Here is a 22258-nt window from a genome sequence, read left to right as displayed (position 1 = left end):
TCATTCCGATGGAGACAGTGCACGCCGGTCGACGGTGCGGGTAAAAGTGGGAGCCGATGCCCCGCCCTTGACGGTGTTGAGCAAGATGATCAGAGACGGCAGCCGGCTCCACAGCACGTGTCGGCGAATATCGCGCAATCCAATGGCTTCGCTATCATGTTGCCTTCCTTCGGACTGAATACCTGTCAGTTACGGATTCGATTTAATAGGCCACGGAGAAGACGATTGACGGAAGCGCATTCGGAAATAACTCAACGCAGACTTGAGCTCACCACCCGCATCGTGTCCGCCTATTTGGCCCACAATGTCGTTCCCACCAGTGAGCTTCCGGATCTAATTCAGCAAACCTACGACTCCTTGGACGGGACGTCTCGAGCAGTGCAAGCCGAGCCCGTTACCGAGGAGCGACGCCCCGCGGTCGCTATTAAGAAATCGGTTACAGAGGACTTCATCATCTGCCTGGAGGACGGCGGGAAATTCAAATCTCTGAGGCGGCACCTGATGGCAAAGTACGGTCTCACGCCGCAACAATATCGGGAGAAATGGAAGCTTCCGGCCGACTATCCGATGACAGCGCCGAGTTATACTCGACAGCGCTCTGCACTTGCACGAGCAACAGGCCTGGGAAAGAAAGCTGTACCGGCACCCGAACCCCGTGCTCCCGTTCGCAAAAAGTTAGGACTGACGTTCAGCTGATGCCGCCGTCCGCTGAGCCGTCGCAAGTGAGAATGCTTTCAAGCTGCGTATTCCGAAACAGGACAATGGTTCCGAAACGAAACCGGTCTCCCGCCTAAATACCGGACGGCTTTCCGAGGCGAAGCTGACGGGTGCGGCCTCAGTCATGAGAACGTTGAAGATCGCGCTTGCTGAGGGGACTCGGGTTAGCGAGCGCGCGCAGCCACAGAGCGCGGATCGACCTTGACGTCTTCTGTAATCTCGGTGGCTGGTGCTGCATTTCTGGCATCCGCACGACGATCAATCTCGGTGCGCAGCGTCACGAGATCGATGAAGTGGTCCGCTTGACGACGAAGTTCATCCGCAACCATCGGCGGCTGAGTGGCCATAGTCGAGACGACGGAAACCTTGCGTCCCTTGCGTTGCAGCGCTTTTACGAGTCTTGTGAAATCGCCGTCGCCGGAGAAAATGACGAGGTGATCCGCAGCCTGGCTTTGCTCCAGAGCGTCGATTGTCAGTTCAATGTCCATGCTGCCCTTGATCTTGCGCCGGCCAAGCGAGTCGGTGAACTCCTTCGCCGCCTTAGTGACGACGATATAGCCGTTATAGTCGAGCCAGTCGACCAGTGGGCGGATCGAGGAAAAGTCCAGCTCCTCTACGAGGGCCGTGTAATAATACGCGCGCAAAACATACGCGCGCTTTTGGAATGCACTTAACAATTTGCGGTAATCGACATCGAAGCCCAAGCTCCTTGAGGCCGCATAAAGATTGGGGCCATCGATAAAAAGGGCGATTTTTTCTCGGGAATCGAACATTTGTGCTCCTAGACAGTGCAACCGTTGGCAGCGATGCTGCGGATGCCGGCATCTATTCGTTCCCTCCCCGGCTGCACTCTTCGACTATTGGGAAATGTCACTATCGATCGGCTTGGACATGTCGCTCTCGTGACGGATCTTCCTGGCTCCCAACCGCATAGGCAGTACTTGAGATCGGCACCGGCGTGGCTACCGCTATGCTGAGTCGCCCGGTCTTCCGGCCTGCCCGCACCCGGATGCGGGCAGGCTGCCGACATAGTGGCGCTCGGACGTTAGGCGTTGAAAATGGTCACGGCGCATAGATCGCTCCACCGGAAGTCCGCCTCTCGCAGGAGGAGTCCGCTTGGACCGCGGGCGTTGAAAGCGCCCGCAGCAACGCCTGCCAGCGCTGCTGGTGCGAGGGGACGCCCTCCCGTGTCCAGCCAAGGACCTTTGCGGCATCCTCCGGATCGTCGAAGACCTGCGCCGTATTGTCGTGCAGGGCGACGACGAGCTTCTTCACATCGTCAGCGGACAGGGTGACGCGATCGCCCGTTTTCGGGTCCGTGAAGGTCAGCGATCCGGGAAGGAGCCAGTGGGTGCCGATGCCTCCGTTGCGCAGCACCGCGGGCATGGCGATCTCGTGGACCCCAATCGTCGAACCCCGTCTGCAGTAGATGTCCTTGAGATCGGCCAGGAGCTCGCCTTCTAGCGCCAGGCCGAGCTGACCGCCGGCGCCGAGCACGGAATTGAAACCGAAGCTTTCGGTGTAGTGATCATCGGACGCGGACACGTCGGCGACGACGACGTGCAATGGCGCCAGCCTTACGGCCGCCGGCGGGGGCCGCATCGTCTCTCGGACGGCAAAATAGAGGGTTATCGCACCGCGGTTCTCCACCGCGCCGCCGTCGGTCACCCAATATCGCCGCGCTGCCGATCCGGGCGCCGCTTGAAGGTCAATGGCGGCATCGGGAAAGACCGGCGGAAAGTTGGCGCTGAGCGCGGCCGCGCGCGCGATCGAAAGACTGGCGTCGTTCAGCGTGACGATCTCCATTCCCTCGCCGGCACTCGGGCCCGCCTCCGGCTTCCGCAGGTTCGTCAGCACCACACGTCCCCCCGCGCCGGCGGCATTGCCTTCGGCCCGGCATTTCCGGGCCTGTTCCGGCAACGGCAGACCGTCGTTCGCGCAGCGACCACTTGCGGCATCGAAGGAGCCAAGCATCGCCGTATTCAGAATGAGGCCGAAGGACGGGTCCGCCATGACGCCGGCGCCCAAGCGACAGACGAAGGACTCGGCCAGGATGCTGCCGAGCCGGCTGCGCGCCGGCATCCATTCCACGACCTGCTCGTTACGGGAGAACGCCTCGCCGCAGGCAGCACTTCGCCACCGCCAGCGGCCGAAGACGATCCGCATGTCGCTGGCGCCGTCTAAGACGTATTCGATGAATGGCAAGGCCATCGTGTCGGAGAAGCGCTGCCATGCCGCTGCATTGGGCGGCCCCGGTCGGCGGAGCTCGTCTTCGTGCAGGGCGAAATAGGCGAGAGCGGCACTGCCGCCGGAGACGCCGCTTGCGGCGACAACCTCGCAAATGCGCCCCTGTTTCGCGAGTCCGTGCAGAAGCGACGCGGTGTAGATTGCCGCGCGCGTTCCGCCGCCGGAGGCAACGACCGCGATCCGGGGCGTGTCCGGGCCGAGTGCCGGGCAGGCGCCGGCAGGCCCAGTTTCGGTTTGCAGCAGGGACAAGAGATCGAGATCCGCCGGTGGCGCCCGATTGACGGCCATTTCCGGCGGCTGCACGGCGCCGAAGAGGCTCACCACCCATGGTATGCCGATCAGTCCGAATGCAAATGCCCCGGTGATCGCGGGATAGACGAAGGCCGAACGTTGCAGGTTGCGGACGCTCGCCAGCGGATGGGAGGTGTCGGTTCTCTCTGTAGACATGCGCTCGAGCTGGGTTCGAAACGCGGTGAGCACTTCCGCTGCGGTGAGGAATTGCAACGCTGGCCCCGAGGCCTCGTAGCTGTCCTCGTATTCGCCCGCGATCTTCAGCCGTCCCGCGCCATGCAAGGCGATGCTGCGTCCCTCGTTCTTGACCTTGCTGAGATCCGAGCCGCCTTTGTAGGGGTAGTCAATGCTAAGTGGCGTGAACTCACTGCCTGTGCCCGCAAGCAACCGGATCAGGCGTCGCGCCAAGAAGTGGTCGCTCCAGAAGGCGTAGTACCAGGCAACCGCATAGGCGAGCGCCACGTATTTCATGATGGTGGTGTTGCCGTAGCCGCTGCTACCGGCGTTGAACAGATAGGTGATGTAGTGGACCTCCGCGAGGCGCAGCACGGCAACGACGATCACAAGCACACTGATCACGAATTGCGGGCCGACGAAGAAGAGTCGGCCAACCGTCTTCAAGACCTCCATCAGCCGATCGAAGAGAATTCCGAGGAAAAGGGCGAGCCAGGCCGCGGCGCCGACGATGATGAAGCCGGGCCAGAGGTAATGGTCCGGAATGAAGAGCACGAGAAGCGAGCCGGGCAACAGCAATTCCACCGGATGGCTGATCGGCGCAATGAAGAACGCCGAAACGAGGGCCGCGAGGGGCCCCTTCTCGTAGCGATCCTTCGGTGCGAAGAGCTCGACATTCGGGAGCGCGTGCGCAAGTGTCCCGTTCGTGCCCGTACGAAACAGAGCGTGGGCGATCGTCCACACCGCGCCGAGCGACACCGCCAGCATCGCCGCGATCGCGACGCCCACATGCAGCCGCAGGGCCTGCGTGTCGGTTCCGAAGGCTTCCGGCGGGGCAAGAACGAGATGGATGGCCGCCAGCAGGACGAGGATGAAAAGCTGCCCTGCGAGGAGATAGGCATGAAGCAATCGACTGCGTTCAGCGAGGATATGAAGAAGAGCCAAAAGCCCCAGGCCGAAAACCAGCATCGCGACGTTCCTGACCTCGGTCCGCAACGTCGGCCCGAGCGCCATGGCGGTGATCAGCACAAGCCCGAGTGTCGGCACGTACCACGGGTAACCGTCAGGTGCCAACCATGTCCAGAACCGGCCCCGCCCCGCGGGCAAGGGCTGGTTCACCCGCGCGTCGAACCTTCGCCACCAGCGAACGAACCGCCTCACCCTGGCGCCGAGCCAGTTGTAAAGGCTGGCATCGTTTTCGTCGCTGTTCTTCAGGGGGCGCGTCATGGCCGACCTCCTATCGTTCAGGGCGCCGCATCCGCCAGGATGACGTCGGCCGCTTTTTCCGCAACCATGTAGACTGCGGTGGCGAGGAAGTAGCCGGGGATGCGCGGAAATACCGACGCGTCGACCACGCGCAATCCGCTGACGCCGTGGACGCGAAAGGCGCTGTCGACGACGCCGCCAAGCTCGCGCGGACCGATGGCACAGGTGCCGCAGGCATGATGTCCCCAGGCGTTTTCACGCACATAGGTGCGAAGTGCTTCGTCGCTCGTGATGTTGCGCCCGGGCTCCTCTTCGTCGGCGACCAGATCGTCCATGCCGTCGACTGCCTTGCGCACGAAGCGTATGCCTTCGACGACAGCGTCGAGATCGACATTGTAATCGCCCGTGCCTTCCTGGAAGGAGTGGAACTGGATCTCCGGCGCTATGCCTATGTCTGCACTCCGCAGCCGGACGTATCCGCCCCGGTTCTGCGAATAGGCCTTGAGCACCACCCAGCTCAGGAAGTCCGGCGCGCGAATCCGCTCCGAATAGCCGCGATAATAGCCCCGGAAGTCAGCGAGTAGCGAGAAACAGTGGAGATCGGGCTGGGTCAGGCTTTCACGCGACTTCAAGGCCAGCGAGAACAACACACCGTTGCTCGTGTAGTTGCCGACGCGGAACCACTGCCACCAGCGATAATACCGATCATGACGGGTGTAGGTGGCGCCTTTCAGCATTTTCCACGGCCGTTTCACGCGATTGACGACCGAAACCTCGTAGCGGTCCTGCAGATTCCGGCCGACCCCCGGCAGCGGAGCGACAACCGCAATGCCGTGCGCATCCAAGTGCTGCGGGTCGCCGATGCCCGACAGCATCAGGATTTGCGGCGATGCAAAGGTGCCGGCAGCAACGATCACTTCGCGCCGCGCCCGGATCAGATACTGCTTGCCGTCCTCCGACCGGCACCAGACGCCGACTGCTCTGCCGTCCTCGATCGCGATGCGGGTCACCGCGGCTTTCAGGCGAATTGTCAGACGATCGGGATGGCGCCTTTGCACGTCCAGCAGCCGCTCGCGCGGTCCTGAGCGAGCATGACGCCGGGTCGAAAGCGGCGTCAGGCGGACGCCGCAGGCGCCCGGATTCCACCACCGCCGGTCGTTGGGGTCGACTTCAGTCGTCTCCCAACCCAGGCCCGGCCGGCCATAGCTGTCCGCCGCCGCCCTCACCGAATTGAGCAGCGCGCGCCGCAAGGGCCGATCGATCAATGCTCTAAGCGGCAAGGAGCGCTCCGTCGTCATCCAGCCCCACCAGCCGTGACCGGTCGGATTGAGGCCGGTGACGAACGCAAGCCAGCGCCATAGGAAGAAGCGATACCGGCACCGCTCGATCCGCTCGAAATAGGCCTGCATGCGCGAGGCCTTCCAGCTCTCGTCGCCGGTCAGTTCCGTGATATGGTTCCAGTCGGCGTCGTTCGGTCGCACGATAATCATCGCGTGATGGGCGCTGCAGCCGCCGAGGCCACTCGCCCGCGGGTAGAGTACCCCGTCTTCCTCGGCCGAATAACGCCAATCGCGACGCTGAAGATCGAGGTCGGCATAGTGCCGAACCCAATAGTCCTTCGCCATGCCCGGGTGCTCGGATGCGAAGGCATGAAAGGCCGGGACGCGATAGGCGTCGGCGAGCGGCATGTCCTTATCCCGGTCGAGGCCGGGGGCGAGCGGGTCCGAGCCGGCCTCCAGCACCAGGACGTCCCTGCCCTCCTCCGCCAGTCGCGCAGCGACGACGGCGCCGCCGGCGCCGGCGCCTATGACGATGTAGTCGTGAACCGCTTGCTCGGGCATGATTAGAGCTGCTTCAGAAAGGCGATCAGGGCCTCTTTGTCCGAACTGGACAGGTCGGCGCCGAACAGATGACCGCGATTGACCACGTAGTCCGGGCATTTGCTCAGGCCCACCAGCGCGTCGATCAGACCGGTTTCGCGGATAACTTGTTCTGCATGGGCCTGGACCGTCGGGTTGGAAAGCTCCTGGGGCGAGCATTGGCCGCCGAGCTTGGCAAAGGCGCCGATCAGCGTCGGGCTCGCCGAGATCAGGCGTTTGTAATGGGCGAGCATGTCGTCCTCGTCATTGTCGGGAAGAAGCTTGGTGTTTGCGAGCGCATTCACCGGAAAGCCCTTCGGGAACGGCCCGAGATGCAGCGAACCGTCCGGACCGAACGCCCAGCCCGCCAATCGATTGAGCGGACCCGCGAAGCGGCGCACGCCATCCGGCATGTAGCCCGCCGGTACGATGAAGCAGGACGGCGCGGAGGTACGATAGATGTAGCCCGATACCGGCGCCGTCGTCATGTCATCGGTGCGGCGCGTTGCCGGCGACAGCAATTGCCGGATCGAGCGGTCGAACACGACGAGCCGGTTCTCGACACAGGGCAGATAGGGATCGTTCGGATCGGCGGCCGGGCAGCTCGCGCCGTAGGCAGGCCCCGTCGCGCCATTGGCAGCGACGTCATATGTCCCCTGGTAATGGCTGTCCTCGTGGCCGAGCGAATTATTGAGGAAGAAGGGGCCGGTCGACCAGAGGCTGACGAGCGACGGCGGCCGCAGATAACCTCTGCCGTTGCCGAGCGACTTCAGCGGCATGGTTGCGCCCGAAACCGGGTGATTGACGGCAAGCTCACGCGGGGGCGGCAAGGACTTGTAGGTCGAGGACGTGAAATTGTCCCAGATGTCGCCGGAAAGGCCATTGGTGGCAAGCGCGCTGCAGGCATTGGTGCCGACCACGTCGATCGGCACGCGCCGCTCGGTCGAGAGATAATTGCCGTCGAGGAACGTTTCACGCCCACTGGCATCGCGCGCTGTCACGAGTTCGACCATGCCTTTCTTGAACTCGGCCGATTGCGCCCATGCCCAATAGCGGTCCCAACACTCGCGATAGTGCGGTCCGGCCCCGCCGCCCGCGCAGATCCCCGCATCCACACCGGATTCGACGGGCGGCACGGGCTGCTTGCTCGAATGGCAGGCGGCACAATTTTCCGCAAAGACCATCTTGCCACGCTCCACCGCACGCGGATCGCGTGCAGCGAGGTATGCCGCGCCTCCGGGAGCGTCTGCGAGCCGGTCGGCGCGCGCGGTAACGAGAAAGAAGATCGCCATGTCGGCGGTCATGTCCTCGGTCGCACCCCAATAGGCGGAATTCTTCTGCGCGTCGGCAATGCGGATCGGCGATATCTTCTGACCGCCGAGGAACGGGCGGAAGTGCAGGAGCCATTCCTCACTGAAGAGCCCGATGTTCAGATAGACGCGGTTGAGTGCGCCGAGAGTCCCGACTGAGTCGGCACCGTCCTTCAGCACGCGCATCGAGGCGGCATTGCCGCTGCCTTCATCGTAAAGTGAGCTGAAGGCGCTGGTCTGCGGGTAATCCTGGAACTGCTTGTTGTCCTGTTCGTCTCCCTCGAGCCGCTCCTGTCCCTGCCCCGCCGCGATCCGGAGCCGCGCAGCTACCTCATAGACCGCATTCATGGTCCGTGGATTGTTCATGTAGTCGGTGGAGACCAGCGAGGTGTCGAGCGATCCGGGAGGATTGGTGTGGAAGAGCTGGAACAGGAAGTTCCCTTCGTTCCGCGCGGGCTCACCTGCCCTTTTGCGCGGCGCCGTGTTCCAGAAGAAGATGCGCTCCACCCAGAAATACTGCGCACCGGGATTTGAAGAAAGCTCGGTCCAGTCCGGTTGCTCCGGATCCTTTGGCGGATTGATCGGGTTCGGCCCGACGTGACAGAAAGCGCAGGACATGCCGACGCGGTAGGGACGCACGAGATCCTTGTCGTTGTAATAGGTGGCGTCGTTATAGTAGCGCACCGGGTCCCATTTCTTCGCGGCCTCCGCGTCGAAGTCGGGATTGGGGAAGAGGCGGAGCCCGACGACCCCGCTCGGCTTTCCGTAATAGGAACCTGCCGGCATGGTCTCGCCCTTGAGCCATTCGCTCTTGCCACGCGCGCCGATGACCACCCCCGGATAGCGGGCGTCCGCGGCGGCGTTGCCACCGAAGGGATCGGTCGTGCAGTCTTCGAGGCGTTCGTCGAGCCAGAGGCCGTGCTTGTCCGGTTCCTTTGCCTGACGGAAACAGGGTTCGTTGACGAGGCCGAGATAGCGCCAGCGGTTCCACCGGCCATAGGCCTGTTTCGGAGGGGAAGAGATGAGCTTCAGGAGATCGAAGGAGCCAATCGCCGTGCGTGCCGCAAAATCCCAGAAACGGTCGTTGCCGCCGGTCCAGACGATCCAGGCGTTCTGACCACGGATCGCAGCTTGGCGCACCACCTCGGGTTCGAGGCCGGTCGCCTTGGCGATTTGCCTGATCTCCGGCCGATAGTCGGCACCCGGCGTCGGCGGCAGGAGCAGGCCTTTGTCCATGGCAGCGAAGTAAGGCTCCGGCGCCGCGCGAAAGTCGCCGCGGCTGAGGCCAGCGCGCTTGGCTTCGTCCTCGACGGTGCCGAACGCCTCGGCATCGGGCTCGACGAGCGCGCGCACAATCAGAACCGCGCCGACGACAGCCACCACGCCCAGCCCGACGACAGCCGTCACCGTATAGACCAAAAGGCGCTTGATTCGTTTCCTGAGCGTCATCGCTTGCCTCCCCCGTTGCATCGGTCAAAGCGTCTTGAGATAAGCAAGGAGATCTTCCTTCGCCCTTGCAGGCAGGTCCGTGCCCCAGAGATGTCCCGTATTGCCGTTGCCCGGCTGCGCGGTGTCGTAGAGCGAGCCGTAGCGCTCGCCGTCCGTGCCGGCAGCGCTGACGAACCCGCCATTTGCCGGATCGATCAGATCATAACCCCGATAGAACTGGCGCGGGCGCTGCGCCGGCGGATCGAGCAGCGCCTTCAACGTCGGAACGCTGCCGTTGTGCAGGTAGGGGCCGCGCAGCCAGAGTCCCCTGAGACCAGTGGCGACATATCCTTCGGTCTTGTGAAAGTTCGCAAAGCCCCACTTGTAATCGGATTCGTAGTCCGCATAGCGCTGTCGCGCGGCCGGGGTCCACATGTCGAGGCGATGCCGATCGGTGCCAACGTCGACGATCGAAATCGGCGTGCGGTAGCGCGCACCGCCGGGCTCATGACAAGTGGCGCACTCGGCCTGGTAGATCGCACGCCCTGCGTCGATTGCCGCCGGGTCGGCGCGATACGGGTCGCCGATCGGCCGTGCGCTCGAGAACGGCGACGGCGGCGGTGGCTGCAGACGGATGAAGTCGCTCATCCGGTCGAGTGCCTCCTCTGTTCTCGGGAAGGACTTGTAGGTCATTCCGTCGCCGATCGCTCCCGAAAGCACAGTCTCGCGCAGATCCGTCTGTAGGCCGTCCCAATGGAGAGAGAAGCGGCGTTCGTTGGTCGCTTCAAGCTCGCCGAGGGACCACAACGGCATCATGTCAGAGTTGCCGATGGTGCCGTCGTCGGGGAGACGGAGATTCTGGAACTTCACCGGATTGAAGGGGTCGATGCGTCCGGGTCCCCAATCAGGGCGGCTCTGCATCCAGGTAAATGTCCGGCCCTGCTCCCTAAGCGCCGCCCGCGTTGCCGGTATCAGAAGGAAACGATAGAGCGCGCGCTCCCAGAGCGGCATGTCATAGATCGCAGTGATCTCGGGCATGATCGCGTCGGCGGTAAAGCGCGGATCGGCGCCGGCGGCAATCAGGAAGCGGATATAGGCTTGCGGGTTGACCCGGCCCCCGGCCCCGGCAGTGACGAGCGTCGGCGGGTCGTATGCCGACAGCCGGTAGCTTCCCTGGTGACAGAACGCACAGTTCGGCGCGACGCGCGGGATGACGCCGAGCGTACTCATGGACAGGCCGACCGGCACCGGCTCGCCCCGCGCCCAAAAGAGGCCAAAGGCGCTGTAGCCGTCCTTGTTTGCCGGCAGATGCTCGGGAAAGAGCTGCGGCAGCACGCGCCAGATCCAGTAGGGCAGACCTTGCGTCTCCTCGTTGCCGATCGAGCCGTGATTGAAGACCTGCGCGAGGTCGTTCGTCCCTGGCTGCGCCACGGGCCGCAATAAGAGCAGGTACGCTGCTGAGGCCACAGCAACGAGGGTGATCAGCACGCCCAGCAGAACCTTCCAGAAACGCCGCCGTCTCTGCCTCATATTCCCCTCCCGCTGGCTAGATCCTGCTCCAAGCTGACGATGCGCAGCAGGCATATGAGGGTGGCGATCCCGATCGAACCGTCGAGCAGCACGCCGGCCAGGAAACCGACCGGCTGCCCGAAGGCAAAGACCGCAAGGAAGAAGAACACCGCCCCGAAGGTGCGCGACGGGAAGACCGCGAGCCAGGCGAAGATGCGATAGCGATCGATATCGAACGTCGCAGGGATGTAAAAGGTCGACAGGATACCGAGGAGCAAGCCGGAAAAGCGCGGCCAAATCAGTTGCTGCGCCGGAACATCGAAAAGATCGAGGATCCAGTGCGGCCAGAAGACGAGCGGCACCACGAATGCGAAGTTCAGCAGGATGCCGACCCAGACGAGGATCGCGTGCCGTGTCTTCCACTTGGCGAGTGATTGAACGTGGATCATAGCGTTTTCATGTACTCGATGAGCGCGTCCTTGGCCGACGCGGGCAGATCGGTCCCGTAGCGCGGGCCCTCATGACCGGTATTGGCGTTTCCGGGACGGGACGTGTCATAGCGGAAGAGCGATCCGCCCGGCGTGGCCGCGTCCGTGCGATAACCGACCCGCCGGAGGTCGAGCTCGTCGCTGCCGCGGTACCAGACAACGGGGCGCCGACTGCTCGGCTCGAGCAGATCGCGCAGCGTCGGGACCGAACCGTTATGAAGATAGGGAGAGCGCGCCCAGATGCCGTCGAGCGGATGGTTCGCGTAGCCTTCCGTCTTATGGAACCGCTGGAAGCGCCAGGGATAGCCGGCATAGAGGAGGCTCTGCGCGGCGACGAAATTGTCGGTATAGGAAGCCCAGCGGCCGGGGTCCGTGCCGATTTCCGCGAGCGGTTCCACCTTGCCGAGCCGCGGATAGCGGTTGGTGTCGTAGTCATATCCATTGGGCCCGCGCTGGCCGTGGCACTCGGCGCAATAGCGGGTGAAGAGATGCTCGCCTTCAGCGGCCCTGGTCCGGTCGATCTGGTCGGCGGCAGGAAACCTTGGCGGCTGCAGATCCCGCATCCATCGCTCGATCCGTCCGATCGATCGCCTGTCGACCGTCACCGGCGTCACACCGGCGCCAAGTGCAGCGCTCAAGTTGCGCTCGGCCACGGAGTCGTTGTTGCCGTCCCAGTGGAGGTTCATCCCCTCGCGCGGGCGCTGCTGCCAAATCGCGGGATAGTCCGACGATCCGTTAAGCGCCGCACCGCTGATATTCTCGGGCCCCATCGGAAAATTGAACTGGATCGCCTTGTAGGGATTGAAGGTGTCCACCCGACCCGGCCCCCACGGCTCCTGGCGGGAGACGAAAGTGAGCCGCCTGCCGAGATCGAGGAAGGCATTCTTCACGCGCGGGAAGACGACGTGGCGATAGATGGCCCGTTCGAATACGTTCAGGTCGCCCCCGACTTCGTCGCCGTTGATCGCCGCGATCAAGGCGTCGGCGTTGAAACCCGGATCCCGCCCGACGTCGATCAGAAATGTGATCAACTCCTGCAGCCTGAGATTGTTGGAAGGTGCACCGGGTATCATGTGCCGTTCGCTCTCGCCTGGCAGGCGATAGGTGCCGACATGGCAGACCGAACAGTTCAGCCAGACCCGTTCCACGCCCGAAACGACGCGCCGCGACACGCCGATAGGAAGATCTGCATCCGGCGTCTGGTAGAGAAAGCCGAAGCGGCGATAGCCTTCGCCGCCAAGTCGGTCCTTGTACATGACCGGAAGCGCCTTGAAGACCCAGTATGGTGGGCCGGTGGCGACCTCGCTGCCGATCGATCCGTGCAGGAAGTGTTCCGTCTCATTCTCGAACGCGAGCACGTACTGGTTGACGAACAGGAGGTAGTAGCCGATTCCCAGCACCAGCAGCGCCAGGATCAATAGCCTCCGGCGCCGCGCGCGTGACACCGCGACTTCTACCGGGGTCAGGCGATCGTCGTCACTGCTCATCTTGCAAGCTCCAGCGGTCGCCGCACGAAGGCGGCGGTTCAATGAAAGGCGGGCGGCTCGAATACGGACATGACCTCAGCGATCATCCGCTGGTGACGCTCTTCGAAGCTGTCGCCGTCGAAGCGGCTGAGTTCGTAGCAGCCGAGCGGATTTTCGAGGTCGTTGATGAGACACTTGTTGCAATAGGTGCATTCGCGCCTGGGCTCGGGACCGTTCTCCCGGGCAAGGATCTTCGGCAGGTCGTTGTTCGCGATCAACGGCCGGGCCATGCTGACGGCGTCGCAGGCGCCCGAACGGATCGCTCCGGCGATCTTGTCGGCGTGCTGAAATCCGCCGGTACAGAGGACCTTGATGCTCGGATCTATTTCGGCAATGGCGTCGGCGATCGCACGCGCATAGTCGAGATTGATGCCCTCGATGACCTTTCCGCGCCGCCATCGCCACCAATGCCGGAAGAGACGCGAACCCAAGGAATTAGTGAAGATCGCGTAGTTGAACCGTGTCCGCGTGCCCTGCGAGATCATCCCGTCGTAGCAGCGCTCCAGGTCGCGCATCGGCAGGTCGCCCGGCGGATTTCGGGGATGCGGGAAGGTCGAGCCGCTGGAGACATGAAATGCGTCAACGCCCTTGCCGCCGTCCAGCAGAAGCGTACAGATCTTGATCGTTTCATCGAGGGTATTGCCCTTGGGGATCCAGGGGTAAAGCCAGTCATTATGGTCAACGCCGTTGATCTTCATCTGCAGATGGAAATCCTGCCCCACCTCCCGGCGGATGGCGCGAACGATCTCCAGCACGAATCTGGCGCGGCCCTCCCAATTGCCACCATATTCGTCGGTGCGATCATTGATGCCCGAACTCAGGAATTGGGTGATCAGGTAGCCGTTGGCGCCGTGCAGTTCGACACCGTCGAGGCCGGCCTCGCGCGCCCTGCGCGCGCCCTGGGCGAATTGCTCGATGACTTCCGCGATTTCCGGCTTCGTCATCGCCTGTGACAGCAGGCCGTGGAAATAGTCGCTCTTGCTCGTCGAACTCAGCCCCTTGTTGTAGAGGTTCTCGACCCCGCCGAAATCCTGCTGCCGTCCCGAGTGACTGAGTTGCATGATGAAGCGGCAGTCGTGCGCGTGCACGCGCTCGCCGACGGCCCGCCAGAACGGAATCTTGTTGTCATCATCGATCATCGCGTAGCGCACGAGGATCCGGCCCCGAACGGCAACCGGGGTGAAGGAGGAGATGATGCAGCCCACGCCTCCGCGCGCGAACTTTTCCTCCCAGTTCAGCCGCGCGTTGCCGCCATGTCCGTTGTACTCGTCGAACATGCCGGAAATATTGGAACGAAACAGCCTGTTCTTGACTTCGAGCACGCGAAACTTCAGCGGCCTGAAGATGACGTTCGCGTTATCCTCGTGGCTATACTCACCGTCCGGATACATTGTCTATTCCCGCCCGAGTTTAGTTAAAGCATAAAGTACTATTGCGGCGCACAGGCGCGCTTTCACCAGAAGCAAGACTATGGACTTCGTTATTTTGACTCACGGTATAATACTTTAACGTGCAAATCAATGCACATTCTCTCACTTCCAAGGAATGTCAAAATAATAGTACTAATTAATTCTCCTTTTGATGCTTTTCACTTAATTTATATGGGTATTTTTGCTTTGACTTACGAAATATTCTGCAGCATCACGTGACTTTTTGGGGCGATGGGCATGGGAAAGAACATACTGATCTTTTCAGACGGCACTGGCCAAGCCGGCGGCCTCATGCCGGACGAGCGGCGCAGCAATGTTTATAAGCTCTTCAGGGCAACGCGCTGCGGGCCGGATTCACGGGTCAATCCCGAAAGGCAAATGGCCTTCTATGATCCTGGATTGGGGTCGGCGTCGGACGGCGATTATGTCAGGATCGGTTTTATCCGGAAGATCTACAATGTCCTGGCGCAGGCAACCGGACTCGGAATTACCCGCAACATCATCGACTGCTACGCAGCGATTCTTGAGGTCTGGGAACCCGGAGACCGGATCTTCCTCTTCGGATTTAGCCGTGGCGCCTATACCGCCAGATGCGTCGGTGGCGTGCTGTCGCTTTGCGGCATGCCAACGACAATGGCCGACGAGAACCCGCTCAAGCGCGACGCGAGATCTGCCCGGGCAATCGCCACGGAAGCGGTCCGGTCCGTCTACCAGCATGGAGCGACGAGACAGAGCGATCGCCTCGCACAGCAGCGAAAGGAGCTCGCGGCCCGGTTCAGGGCGCGCTATGGCTCAAGCAACCCGGACGGGCGATCGAACACGGTGCCCTATTTCATCGGTGTCTGGGACACGGTCGGCGCACTCGGCATAAACCGGTTTCAGCAGGTTCTCGTGTTGAGCGGCCTGGCAATTTCGCTCGCCTTCGTGTCCTGGTTCACCTGGTTGGTTCTGCCGATATCAATGAATCTTGGACGTTGGCTTGCGCTCTCATTGTGTGCGGTCGGCTTGACCGGCATCATATGGTACCTGCACGCGCATCTGAAATGGGCGACGGGACTGCCGGTTCCGTGGTGGCAAACGGTCCATCTGACCGGATGGCGCATGCGGTTTTACGACACTGTTCTCAACCCACGCGTTTCCTATGCCAAGCATGCGCTGTCGATCGATGAGAACCGTGCCACATTCGCACGTGTGCCGTGGACGAACCAGGACGATTTAGTCGAGCCGGGCAAGCAAGATGGCTGGTTCGAACAACTATGGTTCGCCGGCGTCCATTCGGACATCGGCGGCAGCTATCCCGAGAACCAGTCGAGACTATCCGACGTTGCGCTCGCCTGGATGGTGGAGCGGGCAACGAGCATTCCTCATCCCATTCTGATCGAGCCGAACTGGCTGAACCTCTTTCCGCTCAGCGGTGGCGCGCAGCACGATGAATGCAAGAGCGGCCGTTTGAAGTGGCGACGGGGCTTACGGGAGATACCGGTCGACGCGCCGCTGCATCCGTCGGTCGTCGAGCGTTTCAAGTTGCGCGGCGTCGTGCAGTACGACGCATGGCGGGTCTACAGGCCCGAAAATCTGAGAAACCATCGGGAGGTCTCATCGCTTTATGACCCGCTCACCCGGGAAGAGCTGACACCATCCTGGCCTGTGCGGCTGCGGACAGCGCTGGGCAGTTGGGTGCCATCGATATTGCGGGGGAAATAATGTCGAAGACGTTCAATTTTGCTGCCAGTCGCCGATTTCTCGCGGGGGTGCTTGTTGGTGCACTCGCGCATTTTCCGGCGCGACCTTCAAGCGCTGAAGACCGTATCCTGAACGAGAAGCCGTTCGAGATCACCGGCGTCGCCATCGCCAAGAGCGGCAGCGTGCAACTCGCCGACCTGTCAGCAAATTCCTACGACCTTTTGGACCAGAGCAGATATATTCCTGCCGGCACGCCTCTTCTTCTCCCGAACCAGCAGAAGAAAGACAGAAGGGGCGCGGTTTGAGCCTTGCCGTCACCTTGACAGGCCTACTCGTCTATGTCCGCGTCGATGGAACGCATTCCATTCCGATCGAGGATATAGAGCGTCGAATGGGCGAGAACCGGGCGGTCGCGATCGCTCAATCGAAATTCGAATTCTCGACCCAGCATTACGGCGGAATCACGATTACGCCGACCGAAACCTATGCTTTTAGGTACGCGCCGTGCAACGACATCGAAATCCGGGTCGGCAAGGAGAAGATGATGGGTGATCTCTGGAGCGAGGACGAGGACGTCAAGGTCAACGTCAACGCCCTTGCCATCGTTGACACAGACCAGGTCCGGTCCGACTCAATCTCCGAACCCTTCCAGGTTTATGATGCGATCAGGGACCTGAAGAGCATCCTGGAGACGGCCGCAAGCTTGAGCAACGAAGAGCGCAGCAAATTTGTGCGTGTACTTCAGAATGGACGCCTGGTTCACGATAAGGCCTGCAATGACGAGATCGAGATCAAGGCCGAGGCTGACGCAGGTGTTGCTTTCGACACCGACAGCCTATTCTCGCCATGGAAGGCGAAACTCGACGCTTCGGGCAAATACAGCCAGACTACCAAATTCCCGGCTGGCACCGAGTTCACAGTCAGAAGATACAAGCGCGCCGGCGAGGTCGTCGAATTCAAGCGGGAACAATCTACAAGGACGGTGTGCCGCAATCCGCTCGCGCGCCAAAACTGATGATCGCTCAGCGCAACGAGCGGCGCATACTGAAAACCTCTTGGTTCTGCCGGTCAGCGACACGGCCGAGACTTCCAGTTAGTCCCGTCAAAGAGAAAGACTTTCGATGAACAGCAGACGAAGGAAGACCGCACTCGTCACCGGCGCATCCTCCGGGATGGGTAAGGAAATTGCCAAGCGCCTGATTTCTGAGGGTTACCAAGTCTATGCGGCCGCGCGCCAGATGGAGAAAATGCAAGATCTGGCAAGCCTCGGAGCGACGCCGCTACGCATGGATATCTCCAGGGATGACGAGATCAGAGATGCGGTCGGAATCATTCTCAAAGAAGCCGGTGGCGTCGACGTCCTGGTAAACAATGCCGGTTTCGGCCTTTACGGCGCAATCGAAGAGGTCGGCATCGACGAGGCTCGCTACCAGTTCGAGGTGAATGTCTTTGGCACCGCCCGCCTAACGCAGCTTCTGCTGCCAGCAATGAGAAGAAACGGAGCCGGAACGATCGTCAATATTACCTCGATGGGTGGCAAGATCTACACCCTGCTGGGAGGATGGTATCACGCCACAAAGTATGCCCTCGAAGGGTGGTCGGACTGCCTGAGACTTGAACTTGCACCATTGGGCATCAAGATTGTGATCATCGAGCCGGGCCTGATTGAGACGGGCTTCGGCGACGTGATGGCAGAAGGTCTCGTGAAAAGATCGAGCAATGGTCCTTATGCTGAGCTCGCAAAGGACGTGGCCAGGTCTACAAAGGAGGCCTATGGACACGGTCGTGGCACCGATCCGAGCGTGGTCGCCGATGTCGTGTCAAAGGCCATCAAGGCGCGAAAGCCGCGCACGCGCTATGCCGTCGGAAAATATGCCAGAGCGATGATCATGCTACGAAAATGGCTGGGAGATCGCATGTTTGATCGGATCGTCATGAGTGTCATGCGGTAGGACATGCGGCGAACTAGGTGAATACCGAGACGAGAACGGACAGCCAGATCAAGACGACTCCCGACGCCAACGCTCGTCTGGCGGCTATGACCTTCTCCTCGCCGTCCTCTGCAATGGGGGTCGTCACAATCCAGGGCACCGAGCCAAGCGCTGCAAATCCGACGAGCGCCAAAATCACAATAACAAAATCGGCGCTGCGCCAGCCGCCGGGCTCATACAATCCCCAGTAGCCAAGGAACGCCATTCCCACTGCGAACATGGTGGCGGAGGCAGAGCAAAGTCCCGCAACAGCACCTGATGGCGCACGCATGTAGCATCCTTTTCGTATGCTCAAACCGCCGTTGTGCACATATGTAGCAGCGCGCCGTCTCATCCTGATCGGGTTCTTCCGCACACTTGGCACGAGGATTCACGCGCTCCGTGGATAGGTTCATTGATTCGGAATCGAAGTTCAACACTCTTCTCGATCAGGCGTGCCTAGAAAGATAGACCCCCAGCGCCACTGGCGTACTCACGTCGCTTGATGTTGTGGCCATCCTCGGTTCCAGTGGCATGTACGCGACGATAGCCTTACCGCGCCCTCGCACGGATAGCCGCTTCCAGGAGGTCGATGTCTTCCGACGTGAGCTGAACATTCACGCAGTTGAAGCTGTCAGCGGCGCCGCCATCGCCGCGATAGAGGCCATCCAGCCGTGGAGGTTCGGATGCTTAGAAGATACTTGCGCACGCTGAGCGTCGGTCGTGCAGCGCTCTACTGCATGTCTCCTTAAATCGACCTCGATTTAAGGAGACATGCAGCAATTCAAAGTGCTACAGCGACCTTTGCGCGTCTGATAAGACGTGCGGCGCTGTAGGTCGCCGTCTCGGCCTTCTGCTCGCCGGCAACGGAGTCCGCCTTTACGACTTTCTCCACCTCGGCCGACAGAGCCGTAGAAATGGGTCGCCAGTACCCCGTCTTCCGGCAGGTCTACACCGGATTTCATAGCGGTTACGTTACTCTCCGCTTTTCTCACGTCGGCGCTCCCATTGATCCATTATGCGATGTAGCACGAACGGGACATCATTCTCGGTTGGGCGAGGCGCCTTCAACAGGTCGAGGGAGATTCATGAAGCGGCCTAGATTCTATCAATTTGACTTGAGCCTGAGCTAATGTTACTTATGGGTAATCGTTAACCCTCGGTGAAGCCATGAACGTCTCCCTCAACGACATCGCCGAACGCGCGGGCGTCTCTATTAAGACGGTTTCCGGCGCGCTGCATGGCGGCTCGGCCCGCATGTCGGAACAGACCCGGCTGCGCATCAAGGCGATCGCTGAGGAACTCGGCTATGTGACGAATTTCGCCGCGCGCAGCATGCGGCAGGGCTGGATGCCGCTGATCGGCGTCGTTGCCGACGAGTTGATCACCTCCCCTTTCGCGACGGAAATCATCCGCGGGCTCGATGGTGCGGCGCGAGCCTCTGACATGGCCGTCTTTGCGATGACCTTGAACGGGAGCCGCGACGTAGGCGCGGTGATCGAGGAAGTGCGCCGCTTCCGCCCGCGGGCGATCGCTTATGCCGCCATGTACCACAAGACAGTCGCGCTGCCGGAGGAGTTTGCTGAGACAGTCGGGGTGATGATCAATTGCCGCGAAGCGAGCGACCGGGTGACCGCACTGGTACCCGATGAGTTTGGCGCCGCGCGTGACATCACAAGTTATCTGATCAAGGCCGGGCGCAGGAATATCGCCTTCATCAACCTGCCCGGCCTGCTTGCCGGCGAATTGCGCGAAGCGGGGTTCCGACAGGCGATCACTGAGGCCGGCTTTGATGGCGGCGGCGCCCGCGTGTTGCCGGCTGTTCGCAGAGCGATTTACAGCGACAGGGCGCACAGCCTCGTGCTTTCCCACATTACCGAGCTGATGAGGGGGCCTGACCGGCCGGATGCGATCCTGTGCGGCAATGACCGTGTGGCGATGGAGGTCTATGCGGCGCTGCGCCGGGTTGGGGCGCAAATCCCCGACGACGTGGCTGTCGCCAGCTTCGACAATCAGGTCGATATTGCATCGCGTCTCGATCCGCCATTGACGACCATGGCCCTGCCGCATCGGGCGATGGGCCGCCTGGCCGCGGAGATCCTGCTTGCCGGCGACACGGCACCAGGCGAGCTTCACAAGCTTCCGTTCCAAATGGTGGAGCGGTCATCCGTATAAATCAGTAGCACTTAAAGCCTGTTGAGGAGGAGAAATAGTGATGGGTAAACGTTTACTTTCGTTCCTAATGGCGTCTGTTGCGCTCGGAGGCTTCGCCGAGGCAAAAACCGTCATTCACGTGATGCACCAGGGCGATCCCGGCTGGGTCTCGACCTATGGCGAGGTCGCCAAGCGGTTCGAGGAAGCCAACCCGGACGTCGACATCGAGCTCATCTACGCTCCGCACGACGCATACAACGAGAAGTTCAGCGCGGCGGTGATGTCCAAGCAACTGCCCGACGTCATGGAACTTGACGCGCCCTTCCTCGCCAACTACGTCTGGTCGGGCTACCTGCAGCCGATCAGGCCGTTGATCGCGCAGGATGTCATCGACGACATGACCGAGTCGAACATCGCGCAGGGCACCTACCCCGTCGACAAGGAGCTTTACGCCGTCGGGCTGACCGACTCTTCGGTCGTTCTCTACGGCAACAGGAAATATCTGGAAGCGATCGGCGCCCGCATCCCGAAATCGGTGGACGACGCCTGGACACGCGAGGAATTCGAAGGCTACCTCGAGAAGCTGTCGAAGCTCGATGGCGTCAAATGGCCGATCGACACGTTCCGTGGCTACGGCATCAAGACCGAATGGATCACCTATGCCTATGGTCCCATCCTGCAATCGGCGGGCTGCGACCTCATCGACCGCAAGGCTTGGAAATCCGTGGGCACGCTCGACAGCGATGCTTGCGTCGATGCGCTGACGATGATGCAGAAATGGGTGAAGAACGGCTGGGTCGTGCCGCAATCGTCCGGCACCAATCAGTTCTTCGCGAAGGGACATCCGGCGGCGCTCGCGCTCGGCGGTCACTGGTTCTATGCGGAAGCCGCCGCCACGATGAAGGATGACATCGTCGTCATGCCGCTGCCGACGTTCGGGCCGAAGGGCGCGAGCCCCAACGGCACCTGGATCTGGGGCATCACCACGGCGTCCGAACATCCGGAAATCGCCGGCAAGTTCGTCAGCTTCATGCTCAAGGACAAGGCATTCCGGGATTATGCGAAGAAGGATTCCGCCTATCCCGGTTTGAAGAGCTTCGCCGCAGAGTCACCGCTCTACGCCGACGGCGGTCCGATGACGGTGGCTTTCGAGCAGGCATCCAAGACGGCGGTCGCACGACCCCCGCATCCGGCTTATCCGATCATCACTTCGGCCTTCATGGGAGCGGTGGACGAGATCTTCAATGGCGGTGACGTAAAGGCTGCACTCACCGCGGCAGCCGAGAAGATCGACGAAGATATCGAAGAAAACGACGGCTATCCGCCCTTCGACGAACAACAATAACGCCCGTGTGCGGCCGCGTGGCGCCCATACCGCGCGGCCGCAGCAGCCGATCGAACAAGCGACGCATTTTCAGATGAGGAGGAGATCATGACCTTGCAGCAACCGGCGCTGCCAGCGACCGCTGTCGCGACACGTCCAGCACGGCTTAGGGACAGGGGCCGTGTGTTCCAGGAAGTTGGCATGCTCGCCCCTGCAGTGGCCTTGCTGACGATCTTCCTCGTCGTGCCATTTCTTTTGTCGTTCTGGACGGCGATGACCAACCAGCCACTGGTACCGCGCCCGACCCCCGTCCGTTTCATCGGCCTCACCAACTTCCTGCGCATCTTCAAGGACGATCTCTTCTGGACGTCACTCTGGAACGTCTCGCGCTTCACCTTCTGGATTCTGCCGGTGCAGTGCGGTCTGGCTTTTGCCACCGCCCTGTTGCTCCACCAGAAGCTGCCGTTGCGCAATTTCTTCCGGGGCCTGTTCTTCCTGCCGGCGATCACGTCGATGGTCGTCGTCTGTGTGATCTGGGGCACGCTCTTTCAGTATCCGACCGGCCCCCTCAATCAGGCGATCGGCTTCCTCTCCGGTGGCCGCATCCAGCCGATCGACTGGCTCGGCGACCCGAACTGGGCGATGTTCTCGATCGTGCTGCTGTCGGCCTGGCAGGCGTACGGCTTCCAGATGATCATCTATCTCGCGGGCCTGCAGGGCATTCCCGATGAGCTCTATGACGCGGCCAGGATTGACGGCGCCAATGCCTTGCAGCGCTTCTGGCACGTCACCATGCCGGGCCTCAGGCCGACACACGTCTTCGTGCTGGTGATCACCACCATTCAGGCCTTCAAGCTCTATACCCAGGTTGCGATCCTGACCCAGGGCGGCCCGAGGAGCAGCACCGAAACAGTCGTGCACTACATGGTGCGCACCGGTTTC

Annotated in this window: 17 protein-coding genes; 8 read left to right on the top strand and 9 right to left on the bottom strand. The window is 61.5% G+C overall.

Annotated elements, in window-relative coordinates:
* Window positions 1–225: 225 nt before the first annotated feature.
* A complete protein-coding gene (locus tag QN224_RS28895; protein WP_283979458.1) occupies window positions 226–696 on the top strand; it encodes a MucR family transcriptional regulator in 471 nt (156 codons plus the stop codon).
* A 185-nt stretch (window positions 697–881) separates the two neighbouring features.
* Here the strand turns inward: QN224_RS28895 and QN224_RS28890 are convergent, their stop codons facing one another.
* The 8 genes from QN224_RS28890 to QN224_RS28855 all read right to left on the bottom strand — a co-directional run bounded on the left by QN224_RS28890 (window position 882) and on the right by QN224_RS28855 (window position 14146).
* Window positions 882–1490 (bottom strand): NYN domain-containing protein, encoded by a 609-nt coding sequence (locus QN224_RS28890; RefSeq protein ID WP_283979457.1) that lies wholly within the window; start codon window positions 1488–1490, stop codon window positions 882–884.
* Window positions 1491–1779: 289 nt separating this feature from the next.
* A complete protein-coding gene (locus tag QN224_RS28885; protein WP_283979456.1) occupies window positions 1780–4656 on the bottom strand; it encodes a hypothetical protein in 2877 nt (958 codons plus the stop codon).
* 17 nt (window positions 4657–4673) lie between these two features.
* Entirely contained in the window at window positions 4674–6476 is a 1803-nt protein-coding gene (locus QN224_RS28880; protein WP_283979455.1) for a GMC oxidoreductase, read from the bottom strand.
* A 2-nt stretch (window positions 6477–6478) separates the two neighbouring features.
* The gene (locus QN224_RS28875) at window positions 6479–9253 is read right to left on the bottom strand and encodes a hypothetical protein (protein WP_283979454.1); all 2775 of its coding nucleotides are present in this window, start codon (window positions 9251–9253) and stop codon (window positions 6479–6481) included.
* 24 nt (window positions 9254–9277) lie between these two features.
* A complete protein-coding gene (locus tag QN224_RS28870; protein WP_283979453.1) occupies window positions 9278–10762 on the bottom strand; it encodes a c-type cytochrome in 1485 nt (494 codons plus the stop codon).
* On the bottom strand, window positions 10759–11190 hold the full coding sequence (locus tag QN224_RS28865) for a hypothetical protein (protein WP_283979452.1): 432 nt from the start codon (window positions 11188–11190) through the stop codon (window positions 10759–10761). Before QN224_RS28865 ends, QN224_RS28870 begins: the two co-directional genes overlap by 4 nt.
* Entirely contained in the window at window positions 11187–12716 is a 1530-nt protein-coding gene (locus QN224_RS28860) for a cytochrome c (protein WP_283979451.1), read from the bottom strand. The genes QN224_RS28865 and QN224_RS28860 overlap by 4 nt, the downstream gene beginning before the upstream one ends.
* 38 nt (window positions 12717–12754) lie before the next feature.
* Window positions 12755–14146: an NADH:flavin oxidoreductase gene (locus QN224_RS28855; RefSeq protein ID WP_283979450.1), complete on the bottom strand. Its 1392-nt coding sequence runs from the start codon at window positions 14144–14146 to the stop codon at window positions 12755–12757.
* 276 nt (window positions 14147–14422) lie between these two features.
* Between QN224_RS28855 and QN224_RS28850 the strand changes: the two genes are divergently transcribed.
* The 4 genes from QN224_RS28850 to QN224_RS28835 all read left to right on the top strand — a co-directional run bounded on the left by QN224_RS28850 (window position 14423) and on the right by QN224_RS28835 (window position 17820).
* Window positions 14423–15889: a DUF2235 domain-containing protein gene (locus QN224_RS28850; protein ID WP_283979449.1), complete on the top strand. Its 1467-nt coding sequence runs from the start codon at window positions 14423–14425 to the stop codon at window positions 15887–15889.
* Complete coding sequence (locus tag QN224_RS28845; protein ID WP_283979448.1) at window positions 15859–16173, top strand: hypothetical protein; 315 nt, start codon at window positions 15859–15861, stop codon at window positions 16171–16173. The genes QN224_RS28850 and QN224_RS28845 overlap by 31 nt, the downstream gene beginning before the upstream one ends.
* Window positions 16170–16883, top strand: coding sequence for a hypothetical protein (locus tag QN224_RS28840; RefSeq protein ID WP_283979447.1), 714 nt, complete (start codon window positions 16170–16172; stop codon window positions 16881–16883). Before QN224_RS28845 ends, QN224_RS28840 begins: the two co-directional genes overlap by 4 nt.
* Window positions 16884–16989: 106 nt before the next feature.
* Window positions 16990–17820 (top strand): oxidoreductase, encoded by an 831-nt coding sequence (locus QN224_RS28835; protein ID WP_283979446.1) that lies wholly within the window; start codon window positions 16990–16992, stop codon window positions 17818–17820.
* A gap of 13 nt (window positions 17821–17833) precedes the next feature.
* On the opposite strand, the gene QN224_RS28830 is transcribed toward QN224_RS28835, so the two are convergent.
* A complete protein-coding gene (locus QN224_RS28830) occupies window positions 17834–18130 on the bottom strand; it encodes a hypothetical protein (RefSeq protein ID WP_283979445.1) in 297 nt (98 codons plus the stop codon).
* Window positions 18131–19008: 878 nt separating this feature from the next.
* On the opposite strand from QN224_RS28830, the gene QN224_RS28825 reads away from it, so the two are divergent.
* From QN224_RS28825 to QN224_RS28815, 3 genes are all read left to right on the top strand, one after another.
* The gene (locus QN224_RS28825; RefSeq protein ID WP_283979444.1) at window positions 19009–20013 is read left to right on the top strand and encodes a LacI family DNA-binding transcriptional regulator; all 1005 of its coding nucleotides are present in this window, start codon (window positions 19009–19011) and stop codon (window positions 20011–20013) included.
* A gap of 40 nt (window positions 20014–20053) precedes the next feature.
* A complete protein-coding gene (locus QN224_RS28820) occupies window positions 20054–21337 on the top strand; it encodes a sugar ABC transporter substrate-binding protein (protein ID WP_283979443.1) in 1284 nt (427 codons plus the stop codon).
* Window positions 21338–21424: 87 nt separating this feature from the next.
* Window positions 21425–22258: sugar ABC transporter permease (locus QN224_RS28815; protein WP_283979442.1), on the top strand; the 834-nt coding region annotated here is incomplete at its 3' end.

This window comes from Sinorhizobium sp. 7-81, assembly GCF_030124405.1.
Classification (GTDB): Bacteria; Pseudomonadota; Alphaproteobacteria; order Rhizobiales; family Rhizobiaceae; genus Sinorhizobium; species Sinorhizobium psoraleae.
The sequence above is the reverse complement of the archived record's forward strand: the minus strand, read 5'-3'. Positions and strand labels throughout refer to the sequence as shown.

What these genes read in the sequence shown, in the direction of transcription:
- QN224_RS28890 (WP_283979457.1), bottom strand. Translation starts at nt 1,490, where the DNA reads ATGTTCGATTCCCGAGAAAAAATCGCCCTTTTTATCGATGGCCCCAAT.
- QN224_RS28885 (WP_283979456.1), bottom strand. Translation starts at nt 4,656, where the DNA reads ATGACGCGCCCCCTGAAGAACAGCGACGAAAACGATGCCAGCCTTTAC.
- QN224_RS28880 (WP_283979455.1), bottom strand. Translation starts at nt 6,476, where the DNA reads ATGCCCGAGCAAGCGGTTCACGACTACATCGTCATAGGCGCCGGCGCC.
- QN224_RS28875 (WP_283979454.1), bottom strand. Translation starts at nt 9,253, where the DNA reads ATGACGCTCAGGAAACGAATCAAGCGCCTTTTGGTCTATACGGTGACG.
- QN224_RS28870 (WP_283979453.1), bottom strand. Translation starts at nt 10,762, where the DNA reads ATGAGGCAGAGACGGCGGCGTTTCTGGAAGGTTCTGCTGGGCGTGCTG.
- QN224_RS28865 (WP_283979452.1), bottom strand. Translation starts at nt 11,190, where the DNA reads ATGATCCACGTTCAATCACTCGCCAAGTGGAAGACACGGCACGCGATC.
- QN224_RS28860 (WP_283979451.1), bottom strand. Translation starts at nt 12,716, where the DNA reads ATGAGCAGTGACGACGATCGCCTGACCCCGGTAGAAGTCGCGGTGTCA.
- QN224_RS28855 (WP_283979450.1), bottom strand. Translation starts at nt 14,146, where the DNA reads ATGTATCCGGACGGTGAGTATAGCCACGAGGATAACGCGAACGTCATC.
- QN224_RS28850 (WP_283979449.1), top strand. Translation starts at nt 14,423, where the DNA reads ATGGGAAAGAACATACTGATCTTTTCAGACGGCACTGGCCAAGCCGGC.
- QN224_RS28835 (WP_283979446.1), top strand. Translation starts at nt 16,990, where the DNA reads ATGAACAGCAGACGAAGGAAGACCGCACTCGTCACCGGCGCATCCTCC.
- QN224_RS28830 (WP_283979445.1), bottom strand. Translation starts at nt 18,130, where the DNA reads ATGCGTGCGCCATCAGGTGCTGTTGCGGGACTTTGCTCTGCCTCCGCC.
- QN224_RS28825 (WP_283979444.1), top strand. Translation starts at nt 19,009, where the DNA reads ATGAACGTCTCCCTCAACGACATCGCCGAACGCGCGGGCGTCTCTATT.
- QN224_RS28820 (WP_283979443.1), top strand. Translation starts at nt 20,054, where the DNA reads ATGGGTAAACGTTTACTTTCGTTCCTAATGGCGTCTGTTGCGCTCGGA.